The sequence below is a fragment of the Anaerosporobacter mobilis DSM 15930 genome (assembly GCF_900142955.1).
GTDB lineage: Bacteria > Bacillota > Clostridia > Lachnospirales > Lachnospiraceae > Anaerosporobacter > Anaerosporobacter mobilis.
Genome location: NZ_FRCP01000015.1, coordinates 22,398 through 37,287, shown reverse-complemented (window position 1 = coordinate 37,287; position 14,890 = coordinate 22,398). Strand labels below are relative to the sequence as shown.

The 14,890-nt window shown below is 35.8% G+C and carries 12 protein-coding genes; 6 read left to right on the top strand and 6 right to left on the bottom strand.

What is annotated here, in order from left to right:
* The first annotated feature begins 58 nt into the window (after positions 1–58).
* Positions 59–991: a helix-turn-helix transcriptional regulator gene (locus BUB90_RS14740; RefSeq protein WP_073289141.1), complete on the top strand. Its 933-nt coding sequence runs from the start codon at positions 59–61 to the stop codon at positions 989–991.
* 83 nt (positions 992–1,074) lie between these two features.
* Positions 1,075–1,338 carry a zinc ribbon domain-containing protein gene (locus BUB90_RS14735; RefSeq protein WP_073289140.1) on the top strand — a complete coding sequence of 88 codons (264 nt, stop codon included), beginning with the start codon at positions 1,075–1,077 and terminating at the stop codon, positions 1,336–1,338.
* 274 nt (positions 1,339–1,612) lie between these two features.
* Here the strand turns inward: BUB90_RS14735 and BUB90_RS14730 are convergent, their stop codons facing one another.
* Positions 1,613–3,160: an AbgT family transporter gene (locus BUB90_RS14730; protein ID WP_073289138.1), complete on the bottom strand. Its 1,548-nt coding sequence runs from the start codon at positions 3,158–3,160 to the stop codon at positions 1,613–1,615.
* A gap of 383 nt (positions 3,161–3,543) precedes the next feature.
* Between BUB90_RS14730 and metF the strand changes: the two genes are divergently transcribed.
* Together metF and recQ are read left to right on the top strand one after the other, a co-directional pair.
* The gene (gene metF / locus BUB90_RS14725) at positions 3,544–4,410 is read left to right on the top strand and encodes a methylenetetrahydrofolate reductase [NAD(P)H] (protein WP_073289137.1); all 867 of its coding nucleotides are present in this window, start codon (positions 3,544–3,546) and stop codon (positions 4,408–4,410) included.
* 71 nt (positions 4,411–4,481) lie between these two features.
* Positions 4,482–6,314, top strand: a complete 1,833-nt coding sequence (gene recQ / locus BUB90_RS14720; RefSeq protein WP_073289135.1) for a DNA helicase RecQ — start codon at positions 4,482–4,484, stop codon at positions 6,312–6,314.
* 182 nt (positions 6,315–6,496) lie between these two features.
* On the opposite strand, the gene BUB90_RS14715 is transcribed toward recQ, so the two are convergent.
* The 5 genes from BUB90_RS14715 to BUB90_RS14695 form a co-directional block, all read right to left on the bottom strand.
* Positions 6,497–7,015, bottom strand: a complete 519-nt coding sequence (locus tag BUB90_RS14715) for an ECF transporter S component (RefSeq protein WP_073289133.1) — start codon at positions 7,013–7,015, stop codon at positions 6,497–6,499.
* A 309-nt stretch (positions 7,016–7,324) separates the two neighbouring features.
* Positions 7,325–8,575 carry a cation:proton antiporter gene (locus tag BUB90_RS14710; RefSeq protein WP_073289132.1) on the bottom strand — a complete coding sequence of 417 codons (1,251 nt, stop codon included), beginning with the start codon at positions 8,573–8,575 and terminating at the stop codon, positions 7,325–7,327.
* Positions 8,572–9,201, bottom strand: coding sequence for a TetR/AcrR family transcriptional regulator (locus BUB90_RS14705; protein ID WP_073289130.1), 630 nt, complete (start codon positions 9,199–9,201; stop codon positions 8,572–8,574). Before BUB90_RS14705 ends, BUB90_RS14710 begins: the two co-directional genes overlap by 4 nt.
* A gap of 120 nt (positions 9,202–9,321) precedes the next feature.
* On the bottom strand, positions 9,322–11,325 hold the full coding sequence (locus BUB90_RS14700) for a M56 family metallopeptidase (RefSeq protein ID WP_073289129.1): 2,004 nt from the start codon (positions 11,323–11,325) through the stop codon (positions 9,322–9,324).
* A gap of 1 nt (position 11,326) precedes the next feature.
* Positions 11,327–11,725, bottom strand: a complete 399-nt coding sequence (locus tag BUB90_RS14695; protein WP_073289127.1) for a BlaI/MecI/CopY family transcriptional regulator — start codon at positions 11,723–11,725, stop codon at positions 11,327–11,329.
* Positions 11,726–12,028: 303 nt separating this feature from the next.
* On the opposite strand from BUB90_RS14695, the gene BUB90_RS14690 reads away from it, so the two are divergent.
* Together BUB90_RS14690 and BUB90_RS14685 are read left to right on the top strand one after the other, a co-directional pair.
* The gene (locus BUB90_RS14690; RefSeq protein WP_073289126.1) at positions 12,029–12,928 is read left to right on the top strand and encodes a D-alanine--D-alanine ligase; all 900 of its coding nucleotides are present in this window, start codon (positions 12,029–12,031) and stop codon (positions 12,926–12,928) included.
* A 33-nt stretch (positions 12,929–12,961) separates the two neighbouring features.
* Positions 12,962–14,446, top strand: a complete 1,485-nt coding sequence (locus tag BUB90_RS14685) for an aminotransferase-like domain-containing protein (protein WP_073289124.1) — start codon at positions 12,962–12,964, stop codon at positions 14,444–14,446.
* The last annotated feature ends 444 nt before the right edge of the window (positions 14,447–14,890 follow it).

The window sequence follows — 14,890 nt, the reverse complement described above, 5'->3', positions numbered from 1 at the left end:
AGTATCTATAATCATGTAATTAGTTTATCTATAATAATAAAGAGATGAGGGAAGAGACATGAACCGCTTGTTTGAGATTCTGTACATATTATTACAAAAGAAAAGTATAACAGCAAAGGAATTGGCAGAGCGGTTTGAGGTTTCCGTTCGTACCATATACAGAGATATCGATGCACTAAGTCTCGCAGGGGTACCAGTGTATGCGAGAAAAGGCCGTTATGGTGGCATTTGCTTACTAGATAATTTCATTCTGGATAAGAGTTTAGTTTCTGAAACAGAACAAAGAGATATTCTAGCAGCATTAGAAAGTATGGCTGAAGTTGAAAAAGGAAGTACAGATGCAATACTAGCCAAGTTGAGTAGTGTATTTCAGATGAGGCAACCAAGATGGCTTGCAATGGACTTTTCTGACTGGAGCAATCAAAAACAAGAATTATACTCTAATCTTAAACAAGCAATTATTCATCACAAAAGGATCCGATTTCAGTATTATAGTCGCTCGTGCGAAGTTACGGAGCGTGTGGTAGAACCTTTGCAGTTATGGTTTAAGGATTATACCTGGTACCTGAAAGCGTTTTGTATTAAGAAGAAAGGGTTACGGGTTTTTAAGCTGAATCGTATGCAACAAGTGATTATATTAGAAGAATCCTTTGAAGAGGAGTATAACCAGAGAGTTAAGTTTCTTATAGAAGAGGTAGAGGAGAAATCTGAAGTAGAAGAACAGAATCTTTCAAACCAAAAGAAAGAAAGTGTAGCATTAACCATATATATCGATCAATCACAGGGGTACCGTGTATATGATAACTTTGAGGCAGAGTGTGTAACTAAACTTGAAGATGGCAATTTCAAGGTTAAAGTGGAATATATACTAGATGATTGGGTATATGGAATGATTTTATCATATGGAAAGTATGCCAAAGTAGTGGAACCTGGGTATATGAAAGAGAGAATTCGAAGCATTCTATTAGAAACGATAAAAGAATATGAGTAGCATTTTAAATATGACATTCGGTGTCAACTAATACATGTTAGAATCTAAAAGGTAATGAGAATATACTAAAAGGAGAATGTATTATGGAAGTAAAGATTTGTCAAAGTTGTGGAATGCCAATGAAGGAGGAAGAACAGTTTGGAAAGAATGCAGATAGCAGTAAGAATGATGAATATTGCTGTTACTGTTATCCAAACGGAGCATTTAGTAAAGAAGAGACGATGGAAGAGATGATAGAATGTTGTATTCCATTCGTACTACAAGATGGTGAATTTAAAACAGAAGATGAAGCAAGAGAGATGCTTACAAACTATCTTCCAACACTTAAGAGATGGAGAAGTGCTTAAACTATAATCCAATATAACAAAGAGGCTGTTGCTAAATATGGTTTCAACATCTATAACATATTTATTAGACAGAAAGCATTGTAATGCACATCAAAAAAACAATCTTTAACAAATTGTCTGGCAAGAGTAGGCACGTAGTGTCTACATATGGACAGATAATTCGTGAAGATTGTTTTTTTGATGGTGTGTGAAAGTATTCCGACTGAAAAATATGCGAAGACTTTAATTTTGCAACGGCCTCTTTGTATATTATCTTCTATTGTCTAGATCCAATCTAGAATCCTAGTGGAATCTTGAATCCGATAAATGCGAGTAATAATAATGTCCAGCTAATTAAGAATGTAATTGAATATGGTAACATAGCTGTAATTAAGTTACCGACAGTGAAATCTTCTTTATATTTTCTCATGTAGATTAAAACAACACCCGCATAGCTCATAAGTGGTGTTATGATATTTGTTGAAGAATCTGCTAATCGGTAAGCAGCAGCAACAACGTCTGGTGTCATATTACTATTAGCTTGGTATAACATTGGAATGAAGATTGGTCCAAGTAACATCCATTTGGTAGTAAGGCCACCAACAAAAAGGTTGATGATTGCTGTGATGATAATAAAAGCAATAATTAATAGTGTTGGAGAACTTGAAAGATTCAATACTTCAAGTAAGTTAGCGCCAAGATAAGTAATATACGTACCAATATTACTGTAAGTTAACAACGCTAAGAAGTTATAACTGAAGAATGTAAGAACGATAACATATCCCATTCCACCGATTTGTTTTGACATTGCAGTAACAACGTCGTTTGATTTTTTGAATTTACCTATTGCGATACCATAGAATAAACCACTTGTGAAGAATACGAATGTGATTAATAAGATGATATTGTCAAGGAAAGGCATTACTTTCTGGCCAGCATCATCTACGTAAGTAGCAAGTGGTCCCATTGCAATGATTACACAGATAGCAAGGGATGATATGAATCCGAGACCTGCCCATCTAAGAGCCTTAGTTTCTTCTTTTGTTACACCATACTCGTTAATTTGGAAATCTTTTGGAACTATATAATCTATCTTTTCGAACTTAGGACGAATAAAACGATTTGTGACAAAACCGCCAAGCAACACTAACAATACGGTTGATGCAATCATGAAGATGTAGTGCATCATGAATGGGTTGATTGATTTTCCTAAGTAAGATACAAAAGGAACACCTTGACTTTCAGCAAATACTTGTGCGTTTTTTCCGATAATGATATCAACCACAGTAGCTGGAACTAAGTTAGCACTAAAACCAGCTGATACACCAGCGAATGCAGCGAACATACCAATTAAGGGGTTTTTCTTTAGTCCAAGATACAATAAACCTGCAAGTGGAATTAAGATAATGTATCCAGCATCTGTAGCGATATTACTCATAATACCTAAGAATACTAATAAGTAAGGTAACAAACGTTGAGATATATTACCACCAATCTTACGAATTAATGCTGCTAGAAGACCAGATTCTTCCGCGATACCAATACCGAACATTACGATAAGAATAGTACCAAGGATACCCCCTGCATATGCTAACCAGTTCGTTAAGAGTGCATTGTTAAAGATCCAAAGTACGTTTTCAGTATGGAACATGTTTTTGATTTCATAGACCACATTAGAACCATCTTGACCAAGAGTTTCGAATGTTGAACCTCCGAATAATCCTGTAATTATCATTACAAAGGCATATAAGCAGATGAAGATGATCACGGGATCAGGTATCTTAGAACCAACGCGCTCAATAATGGATACTTTCGTCTGTTTTGTTTCTTTGTTATTTTTCATTAATTTCCTACCTTTTCTTTTAAATTAACACAATAGAAGTTATTTATTTTAGGTCACATATATATATATAATCAAGGAAAACGACAGAATTCGCAATGTGACAATTATTCCAATTATGGTACAATTTTCTTTATGAGTAAAAATAGAGAAAAATAATCATAAAAAAACGCAAAAAACAAGAAAAGAATATATAAAAAAGTAAAATAAATTAAATTTTGAGAAAAATTACTATGATAATAGAATGTCGAAATGCAAGAATGAATCCGTTTTCTTGCAAAATGATGAAGAAGTATAAATCATTATGGAAAAAGATGCGAAAAAACGGTATAATACAAGGTAGCAATAACCGATACCATACTATTGAATGAGGAGTATAAGTCAAAATGAAAATTAAAGATATATTAAATAAAAAACAACCAACATTATCATTTGAAGTTTTTCCGCCTAAAAAAGATAGTGATTATATGAAAGTGGAAGAAGCAACGATTAAGATAGCTAAGCTTAAGCCGGCCTTTATGAGTGTAACATACGGTGCTGGTGGTGGAACGAGTAAACATACTGTTGATATTGCAGCAAAGCTATATAACAGTTGTGGAGTAACTCCTTTAGCGCATTTGACCTGTGCATCTTCAACGAAAGAGGAAGTAGCGAATCAATTAGGTAAGCTGAAAGAACAAGGTATCGAGAATATATTAGCACTACGGGGAGACCGAGTAGCAGGAAGAGAGATTGCAGGTGGGGAGGAGTATCAATATGCCTCTGAACTAGTACAAGTAATTAGGAGTTATGGAGATTTTTGTATAGGGGCTGCTTGTTATCCAGAGGGACATGTGGAAGCTGCGAACAGAAAAGAAGACATCGTTTATCTGAAAGAAAAGGTAGATGCAGGTTGTGATTTTTTAACAACGCAGATGTTTTTTGATAACAATATCTTATATAATTATCTATATCAGTTAAGGGAAGCAGGTATTACAGTTCCTGTGATTGCTGGAATCATGCCTGTAACGAATCCTGGTCAAATAAAGAGAATATGCGAATTATCAGGTACTGTCTTACCGCAGAGATTTAAAGCTATCGTTGAAAAGTTTGGTGATAACAAAGAAGCGATGGAACAGGCTGGAATAGCATATGCCACAGATCAAATCATTGATTTGTATGCTAATGGAGTGAATGCAGTTCATGTTTATTCGATGAATAAGCCAGAAGTAGCTAGTAGCATCTATCATAATATCTCTAAGATTATTGGTTAAACAAATGCGGATGAGTTTTGGATTTGCCTAAAGTTTTATTAGATTTTTATTAATTGATGAAAGGATTTGAGATGAATAAATATGAGGTTTTAAAAAAGTATTTTGGCTATGATTCCTTTCGAGAAGGTCAGGAAGTATTGATTGATAGTATCCTTAAGGGGCAGGATACTCTTGGAATTATGCCAACAGGAGCAGGTAAATCAATCTGTTATCAGATTCCAGCCTTAGTAATGCAAGGAATTACGATAGTTATATCTCCACTGATTTCATTAATGAAGGATCAGGTAGGGGCTTTAAATCAAGCGGGTATTCATGCGGCTTACCTAAACAGTTCACTAACTTATAATCAATACTGTCTTGCATTATCTTATGCTAGGCAAGGACGATATAAGATTATCTATGTAGCACCGGAACGATTAACGACAGACGAGTTCTTGTCCTTTGCCTTAGAAGCGGATATCTCTATGATTAGTATCGACGAGGCACATTGTGTATCACAATGGGGACAAGATTTCAGACCTAGTTATCTTAAGGTTGTAGAGTTCATTGATCAGTTAGCAAGACGTCCAGTGGTTAGTGCATTCACTGCCACAGCTACGATAGAGGTTCAAGAAGATATCATTAAGATTCTAAAACTTAGAAATCCCCAACTATTAATTACAGGTTTTGATCGTAAGAACCTATCCTATCAAGTTGTAAAACCCAATGACAAATATGAATATGTACGAAATTATGTGAGTACCAATTTGGATAAGAGTGGGATTATCTACTGTCTTACAAGAAAAACGGTAGAAGAAGTTAGTGAGAGATTGCAGCGAGAAGGGGTACAGGTTACCAGATATCATGCAGGTCTTTCTGATAATGAAAGAATACAAAATCAAGATGATTTCATATACGATACAAAGCCAGTTATGGTGGCTACGAATGCTTTCGGAATGGGAATTGACAAATCTAATGTTAGTTATGTAATACATTATAACATGCCAAAGAATATAGAAAGCTATTATCAAGAAGCGGGTAGAGCTGGAAGAGACGGTGAGCCAGCAGAGTGTATCCTTCTATTCAATGGTCAAGATGTTATTATGAATCAATTTTTAATAGATCAGAATCGAGATAATGAAGCCCTTGATTATGCAACACAAGAGTTAGTAAACCGACGTGATCGCCAACGCTTGAAGCAGATGACGTTTTATTGCACAACAACAGATTGCTTGCGGGAATATGTATTGCAATACTTTGGGGAAAAGGGGGATCCGTATTGTGGAAATTGTTCAAATTGTTTAACTCAGTTTGAGACAATGGATATTACAAAACCAGCTAAAGCTATTGTTACCTGTGTAAAAGAATGTAGAGAACGTTTTGGAATAACTGTGATTCTTGATACGGTACATGGTAGTAAGAATGCTAAGATTCAACAATATCGAATGGATGAGAATTCGCAATTTGCAAGTATTACAGATACTACTGTTGCTAGATTACGACAGATTATTAATCATTTGATTCATAGAGAATATCTAGTGTTATCGGATTCACAATATCCAGTTGTTATGTTAGGAGAATTGGCAGGTGAAATTCTAGAAGCAACAGAACCAATATGGATGAAAATAGCTGCAGAAGAAGAGAAGAAGCCTTCGAAACAAGCGAAGAAGAAGGTGCATAGCCGTGTAGATATTAGTGACGAATTGTTCGAATTACTAAGACAGATCCGAACAACAATTGCCAAAGAAGAGAAAGTTCCACCATATTTGGTTTTTGCAGACAAATCATTAGTGGATATGTGCAGCGTTATGCCAGAGACAAAGGAAGAGATGCTGACTGTATCGGGTGTTGGTGAAGTGAAATACGAGAGATACGGTGAAAGGTTTTTGCTTGCAATTAAGGAATATAAAAGCAGGGAAAGATAATCGGAATCAATTCACTACGAAAATGTGTATTGGTAACCAAATACTTTAATAGTAATAAGAATCGTCTTAAAACTTTCTAGCAGGCTCTAAGCTCGCAAGATGTTGTAAGGCGATTCTTTATTGATATCTAATGTATTATAAATAGTACGTACTCAAACATCGCACGTGATAACCCTAACCAGTTACTCATTCATAATACGTTGAATATTTGCTTTCATTAATAAGGGGTAAAGGATAGTAACCGTTATAGTTCCAAAAACCGTTTGAGCAATATTGCCTAGTACACCGGAAGCAGCGGCAAATCCGTAACCAAGATAGAGACTTTCATACAAGAAATACCCAACCACAATTATAAGTGCTCCCGACAAACCACTGATTAGGGTACGCGGAATTGGATTCTTAATAGTAGTAGTGAGGTGCTTACATAAGAAACCACAAGCCATGGCAGCTAACATCTTAATAAGGAAAGTTCCTACTACATAATGGGTATAACCGGACAGTAAGTCAACAAACATAGAACCAATACCAGCAGCTAATCCTCCATATAGAGGTCCAAGTAAGGCACCAGATAGGAAAACAAGACCATCGCCCATATGGATGTAGCCATTTGTCGGGCTTGGGATTTGAATAATTATTGTTGCTACATATGTAAGAGCAGCCATCAGTGCAGCGAATACGAGTTTTTTTGTATTGTTTTTCATAGAATCCTCCTAATATACTAATAATTTATTTCATAACTATACTTGCAAGTTTCAATCCACCAGAAAAATTGGGGAAATTTATAGTTTAACTATAATAAATATTTGGCATAATTAAAAGGGACAGAAAAGGAAAAAGTAACAGTGCCAGTTTGATTTTATACTTTTGAATGAATCAGAAGCCTTTATCGGTGTACTTTTTTGAAGTAACACTATAAAAAATGACATGAAACCAATTTGGCTTAATGTCATTTTTACTGTCTATTTCGTTCATAATCCTTCCAAAGTATAATAATAATTTGTCTGAGGCTTCTATAAATCACCTTGTAAATTTGGGATTTCTTCACGTTTATGAAATTCTCCAGCCCATTCGAAGGCCTTCTTTGATATGATTACGGCAATTACTTCATTTATAACGGCTGCGGCAGCAATGGTACCTTGAATGATTTTAGCACATTCGGGTGCAGGAACGCTCAAAACAGAAACGGCAATCCCGGTAAATACCAGAGAAACACCAGAATGTGGAAGTAACGTCAAGCCTAAATATTTCCTTACTGTTTCGGAGGAATGGGTTATACGCGCACCGAAGTAACTTCCACCGTATTTACCGGCTGCTCTAGCAAGTATATAAATCGCAGTAAACAAGCCTGCGCCTAAAATCAAATGATAATCCAGAGGTGCACCAAGATTCAGAATTACAACAATCATGGAAAAGCCCAAAATAGGGTTAAAATCATGCATGATTTGCTCCAAACGCTTTTCACTAATCATGTTGGCAAAGGTTGCGGAGAATGCCATACCAATAATCATGAAGTTCAATACAGGTTTCGGCAACAACAGTGAATTACAGATAAAACCAACGCCCCATGCAAGTAAGAGAGTTCCCAATAGTAATGCCAGAGACGCCGAAGTTGACCGTTCCTTTTTTAATAGCAAACCTGCAAGAAGACCGGTTACAATACCAATGAGAATGGGTAGTAGGACAACTAGCAAAATCATGTATACAGGCAACTTGTTTTCAGAAATATTCGCTGAAATAATTGATATGGTTGAAAAGAATACAACAACACCTACCATATCGTCGAGTGCTGCCATGGGAATCAAGGTCCTTGTAACAGGACCATCCGTTTTAAACTCATTCACAATGGAAAGTGCGGGTGCTGGTGCAGTGGCAAGTGCGATACCACCAAAGATTACACCAAGATAAACAGGTACATCGGTAAAATAGAAAACGATGCCGAATACCAAGGACACGAGAAAAAAGGTTCCAAGTGACTGCGTCAGAGTTGTGATAATAATTTGCTTTCCAGATTTCTTTATTTTATTCCAAACCAGCTCTGTACCTATTAGAAGACCAACAGCGCATTCTAATATATTGACGATGGAGTGATACCATGGTGAATCTAGAAGAGTATTGTTCATAAGCCCAATTGCGTGTGGGCCGAGAAGCATACCGGTAAGAAGCCACCCTAAAATCGCGGGAAGCTTGATTTTTGACACAAGCTTTCCCACAAGAAACGCGATAGCAATTGCGGACAAAAGCCGAAGTATTAATAGAATCATAATTTGGAGTCCTCCTTAGTAATACCATAAAGCATCATATTTAATAATTTAGATAGCTTCATTTCGTGATCCTTTATGAGCGAATTGAAATCTGTGTTTTCATAGGCCCTGCTTTGATAATATCCATTGAACATCTCTTGGAAGATAAAGAAATACTCCATGGCTTCTTCTTTAGTGACGTTTTCACGAAGAGTAATATGCGCAAGCGCAGTTTCATAATAACGAGTGTTTTGTACGTCAAAGTCTTTTCTTAGTTCTTTTATTTGTTGAATTAGGTGTGCAGGCGGCTGTAAAAACGTGCTAAAAAAGAGGTGACTATAATGGGGATATTGCTGAAAAAATTGATACCTTGCTGAAAGGTAGTTGTTAATCCCTTTTTGAAAATCGGCAAAATCATAGTCATCCCGATTCAGAAAACTTGTCAGTTCATCAAAGCATTCCTTCACACAAGCAAGGTATAATTCATCCTTGTCTGAAAAATAGTGATAAATAATTCCCTTTGATAAATTACCTGTATCGCAAATGGTGTTGAGGGATGCTTCTCCATAGCTTTTGTGGCCGAACTCTTGTATGGCAGCGATCATTATCTTCTGCCTGCTTTTTAGTTTTTTTTCTTCTCTTTTCATTAATTGATCTCCATAAAATAATATTGACCACATAGTCTGTTTTGATTGTAACAAAAACAGACCATGTGGTCAATATTTAAATTGTGAACTTTTTCTTAACTAACTTTCAACTAGAGAATATTATTGTAAGTAATCTGAAAAAAGATTACGTGATTGTTCAAGATCTGGTATTAAGACTGACATTCCATTTTCAGTGGAAGAAGTGCAATCTTCAAGTCGTGGAATGCAAGTATAATCCATGTTCTTACTAGAAGACAGTAATATCGCAAGGGAATCAAATATCTCCTCAGGGGACATATCGGTTACGATCATTGGAAGTAGGCTCTTTGCAATCTCAAGTATTTGCTCCATGTTCTTCGAACTTAACTTCTGCGCCAGTGATTTTATAACTTGAATAAGACGCTTGGTACGACCGTAATCATTCGTTTCACCCGTTGCTGTGGGCACATACCGAAGTCTAAGATAACCAAGGGTTTGATTACCATTCATGTTTTGAAGGCCTTCTACTACATTACGATTACTTTTGTTAGAGATGAAATTTGTCTGATTTAGGTAAGAAGCTTCTTCTGCGGTCAGTGTAACTTCAGTACCTCCTAATAAGTTGATACAATTTTCTACTCCACTCATGTCAATCGCAATACTATGGTCAATTGTTATGCCAAAGTTTTGGTTAAGGGTTGTTTTCATTAATTCTTCACCACCTAATACATAGGCATTACTAATCTTATTCTTTTTATCTCCAGGAATATCTACTAGAATGTCACGAAGAATCGTATTAAAGGTGGCTGTATTTTTCTCTTTGTTTAGTGTTAATAGAAGTATGCTATCTGGTCTAGGTGGATACTCGGAATTCATAAAACCGGTTGTATCTAGACCAAGAATTAGAATATTGGTAATAGTTTCAGTTTCTCTAGAAGATTCTGCTGCCTCATTAGTATTGATATTCTTGTCCTCTAATTCAATGTCTTGAGTGGTATCTGCAAGTGCAGATTTTTCTGTTTTTCCAGTTGTGAGATTACTACCAATTAAGATAATAGCAATGGACAATATGATAAGGATACTTCCCTTCTTTTTCGTAGAAGTATTCATAATATGTAGAAAACGTTCTTTCATAGGTTTTGCGTAGTTTGTAAAACCTGTGGAGAGAAGTGCCGGAGAATGGGAATTCCCGCCCTTCATTATCTGAAGCAATGTCAGACTGTACTGCTCTCGATAGGAAAGAGTTTGTTTTGCTGTTACACTCTCGTCACAATACAGTTCCATGGTTAAGGAAGCTTCCCTAACAAGAAGGTATATGATTGGATTAAACCAATGTAGGGCATTAGAGACAATAAGTAACAATTTAATATACAAATCATGATGCTTATAGTGTGTAAGTTCATGTTTTATAATAAATGCGATTTGATCTTTTGTGTAATTGTTGTTCGGTAAGAGAATACAAGGGTTACGAAGTCCAAGCAATAGTGGAGAACTAATATCATTATAGATGAGTAATTGAATATCTTTCGAAATATGTAATTGATTTTTTTGCTCCTGCATAATGTCTAGATAGGTAGCATTAACGGTAGTCTTTGCAGTATATTTAACTTTTCTGTGAAATGCCATATAGGAAGATAGATGATAGAATAAAAAAATAATTGTTCCTATTAGCCATAGTATTATGAGTGGAACGTATGATGTGTTTCTTATGGATTGGTATAACCTAGTGATGCTAAAAGAATCGACTGTTTTTGATGGATTCTTACTATATAAGTCCTTATCTGTATTGGAATCCAGTAAGGAATTGTTAGGGCTATCGAGTGGATAGGAAGAATCTGTGTTTGCAACTTCCTTATTCGCGGCTGGAAGGTTAATCAAATCGGTAGTGGAATCGTTAAAGTTTGAATCTAGAGCTATGTTTGTCAGTGACTCTTTGTGATAGCTATCGTCCAGAGACAGTATAGGTAAAGTAATCACTCCAAGATTAATAGGAAGGAGCAAACGGATACCAAGTAATAAGAAAGCAAGATGCTTCCAACGTATGGAATACCGCGTTTTAAGTATGGAATCCACGAGTTTAAATAGCAGGAATAGTATGGAGACAGATAGAGAAATATCCAAAAATGTTGTGAATACATTGCGCATGCTATTCACTCTCCTTTGCGTTCTGAATGATGGTTAACAGTTCTTCATAGTCTTCATCTGTTAATCTTGTATCTTGTACAAGAGAGGCAATTAATTTCTTATATGAGTTGTTGTAGAAATGTTTTAAGAACGATTTCGTTTCTCCCGATAGATAATCTTCTTCTTTGATAATAGGGCTATAGTATTTGAGTCTTCCCTTCTTTTCCATCTTAATGAATCCACGTTCTTCTAGCCGAGTTAATAAGACTTGGATTGTAGAACGAGACCAGTCTTTTGATTTAGTAATCAATTCTACAATTTTCCCGGTTCCAACTGGAGTTGCAGTGTTCCAGATTGTTTGCATAATATACAATTCGGAATCAGGAAGCTTAACAAATTCTTTTTTTTCTTCTTTTTTCATATTACCAACAGTCTCCTTTTCAAAGTTTGATTAGAATGTCTTATTTCTATTAGGTACCATAGTTGGATTATAATGCCTATATTGACAAATGTCAATATATATTTAATGACATTTGTCAACGAAAAAAACCACCTAGGATGTAATGTGACATTTACGTGGTACTACCAAAGAGTGAGAACTTTGTATACTATATAGTAAGAAAGAAATTGGTATGGAAGCTATGAAATTACAAAACTTCAAACAAGTTATTGCATGTTTTAGATAATTAAGAGTTTTGAAATTGGCTGGATAGGAGAGAGTCTTATGCGTATAGGTGTAATTATGGGTGGAATTTCTACAGAACGAGAAATCAGTTTTAAGTCTGGTGCTGAGGTTATGAAATACATGCATCGCGACAAATACGATCAAGTAATTCCCATTATGATAGATGATAAGAAAGATGTAATTGAACGTGTGAAAGGAATTGATTTTGCTTTCTTAGCCTTGCATGGTAAGTTTGGCGAAGATGGAACAATTCAGGGAGCGCTTGAAACAATAGGGATTCCATATAGTGGTTGTGGTGTATTAAGTAGTGCAATTTGTATGAATAAATCGCTAACTAAGACGATTGTAAAACAATATGGGCTTGCAACACCAGATTGGATAACATTTAGAAGTATTGATGAGATAGATTATGATGCATTGAACCGACTGGGATATCCTTTATTCATTAAGCCGAATCATGGTGGTTCTAGTGTAGCTACATTTTTTATTCAGAACGAATCGGAAGTAAAGAGTGCAGTTCATGAAGTATTGAAGTATGATACAGAGGCAATCGTTGAACAATATGTAAATGGAGAGGAAATTACATCCTTCGTTTTAAACGGAGAAGTATTCCCAACTCTACTAATTAAAGCAAATAAAGGCGAATTCTTTAATTATGAATCGAAGTACCATGAACAAGGTGCTAAGGAAGAGGTAGTAGAATATGATGAAGAATTGCAAAACAAGATTAACGAAGCCTCTAAGATAATGTGGAGAGAACTTTATTGTAAATGTTATGTAAGATTTGACATGATTATTGCTAGGGGTGTACCATATATATTAGAAGCCAATACACTCCCTGGATTAACGAGTGCAAGTTTAATACCAAAGAGTGCAAGAGCACGAGGAATGGAATATCCAGAACTACTGGATAAAATAATAGAGTATTCGTTGGTATAGCAATGGAAGTAGTAGGTAACAAGGGGGATAATGATGTTATTTCATGACCTTATAATTAATAATGACAGTCCAATATATGAACAGATTGAGAATCATGTTAAATGTAGTATTCATACGAATATGATTACACCTGATAGTAAGCTCCCTTCCACAAGGGAGCTATCTCAGGTTCTAGGTGTAAGTAGGAATACTGTATTAGTAGCATATGAGAATCTAGAAGCAGAGAATGTTATCTATACCAAAAAGGGAAAAGGAACGTTCATTACGAAAAGTGCCTTTGAACGATATGGAAAAAAAGATTATAATAGCAATAATAAAATGAAATGGAATGTGGATTGGGAAACCAAGGCGAATGCATACTCCATCGAAGCGGAGAAGATGGATATAATCAAGAATGAAATTCCATGGAGTAAGGACTTAATTTCGTTCAAAAGCATCTCCCCAGATGGAGAATTGTTTGATCTAGAGGAGTTTAAGAGATCCTTTTTGTATCGTTTATCCGTGGAAGGTAATAAGATCCTTAACTATGGATATGCCAGGGGCTACAAACCATTAATTGAGTACTTGAAGCAATACATGTTAGAGAAAGGGGTGAGTGGAGAACACAAAGATATCATTGTAACTAATGGTTTTACAGAAGGGTTTGAGATGATGATTGAAGCGTTCACTAACCTTGGAGATTATGTATTGTGTGAAAACCCTACTCATAATACAGCCTTAAGAATCATGAAATTACATGGAATCAAGACAATTGGAATTCCTATGTTAGAAGATGGATTAGATATAGAGAAGTTAGAGCAATACCTAAAGAAGTATCAACCTCGTTTCTTATATGTAATTCCTTCTTATCATAATCCTACTGGAATTGTAATTGGGGAGAAGAAAAGATCTCAGATATATGAGTTGTGCAGAGAATATGAAGTCCCGATTATAGAAGATGGTTTTACAGAAGAATTACTATATGGCAGCAGTCATATTACACCGATTGCCTCTCTAGACAAAGAACGTAATGGAGTTGTCTATATTGGTAGCTTCTCGAAGATTTTGTTTCCAGGATTACGAATAGGTTGGGTTATGGGAGACAATCGAGTAATATCTCTATTAGAAAGTGTGAAGAGATGTAAGAATATTCATACTTCGTCTATCGACCAAGGCATCTTATATGAATATCTACAATCAGGAATCTTGAAGCGGCAGATGAAGCGAATGCGAAAATCTTATAAGGAGAGGTTCGAATTTGCCAAACAGTGTGTGGAACAATATCTAGATCCAGCGTTCGTGTGGGGCGATGGAGGGTTGCATCTATATGTAGGATTAAGAGAGGTATCTGCGAGGCTACTATTACAAGTCTGTTATGAGAGAAAGGTAATTTTTATGCCAGGCGACATATTCTCATTAGATGATCGAGGAGAGAATACATTGCGATTAGGTCTATCAAGGGTGTCCTTAGAAGAAATTGAAACAGGGATTAAAATTATGGGAGAATGTCTAGCGCAACTTCGTAATAAAGCAGAGTAGGAAATAATTGAAAAGTTACGATATCTGTGATATATTAATGCGATGGATAGAGAGTAAGTTGGGCGATAGTCTATAGGAGATTAGAGGGTCAAAAGGTTATAACAACGTTGGAGATAAATGCTAGGGACTATTTATTCATTAAACGCTTAAACTGTACTTGTGTATGATTAATGTATATATGCAAAACTCTTAGTTATATGGAGTTGCTTCTATGCTGGTGTACTATGACTAAAAAACGATAGCGAAACATCTATAGTACTTCTTAGTGTGTACTAGATAATCAAGGAAGGCGAGGCATGGACGCCGAGCTAGCCGAAGCTGAGGCAGGATGCCGAATCGAAGGCGTTTCCGCATTGTTCGATACCTTTCGCTACACACTTAGAAGTACTTAGGTGTGTAGCGTGTTTTGTGTTATAGTACGGCAGTATAGAAGCTTTAAAATGT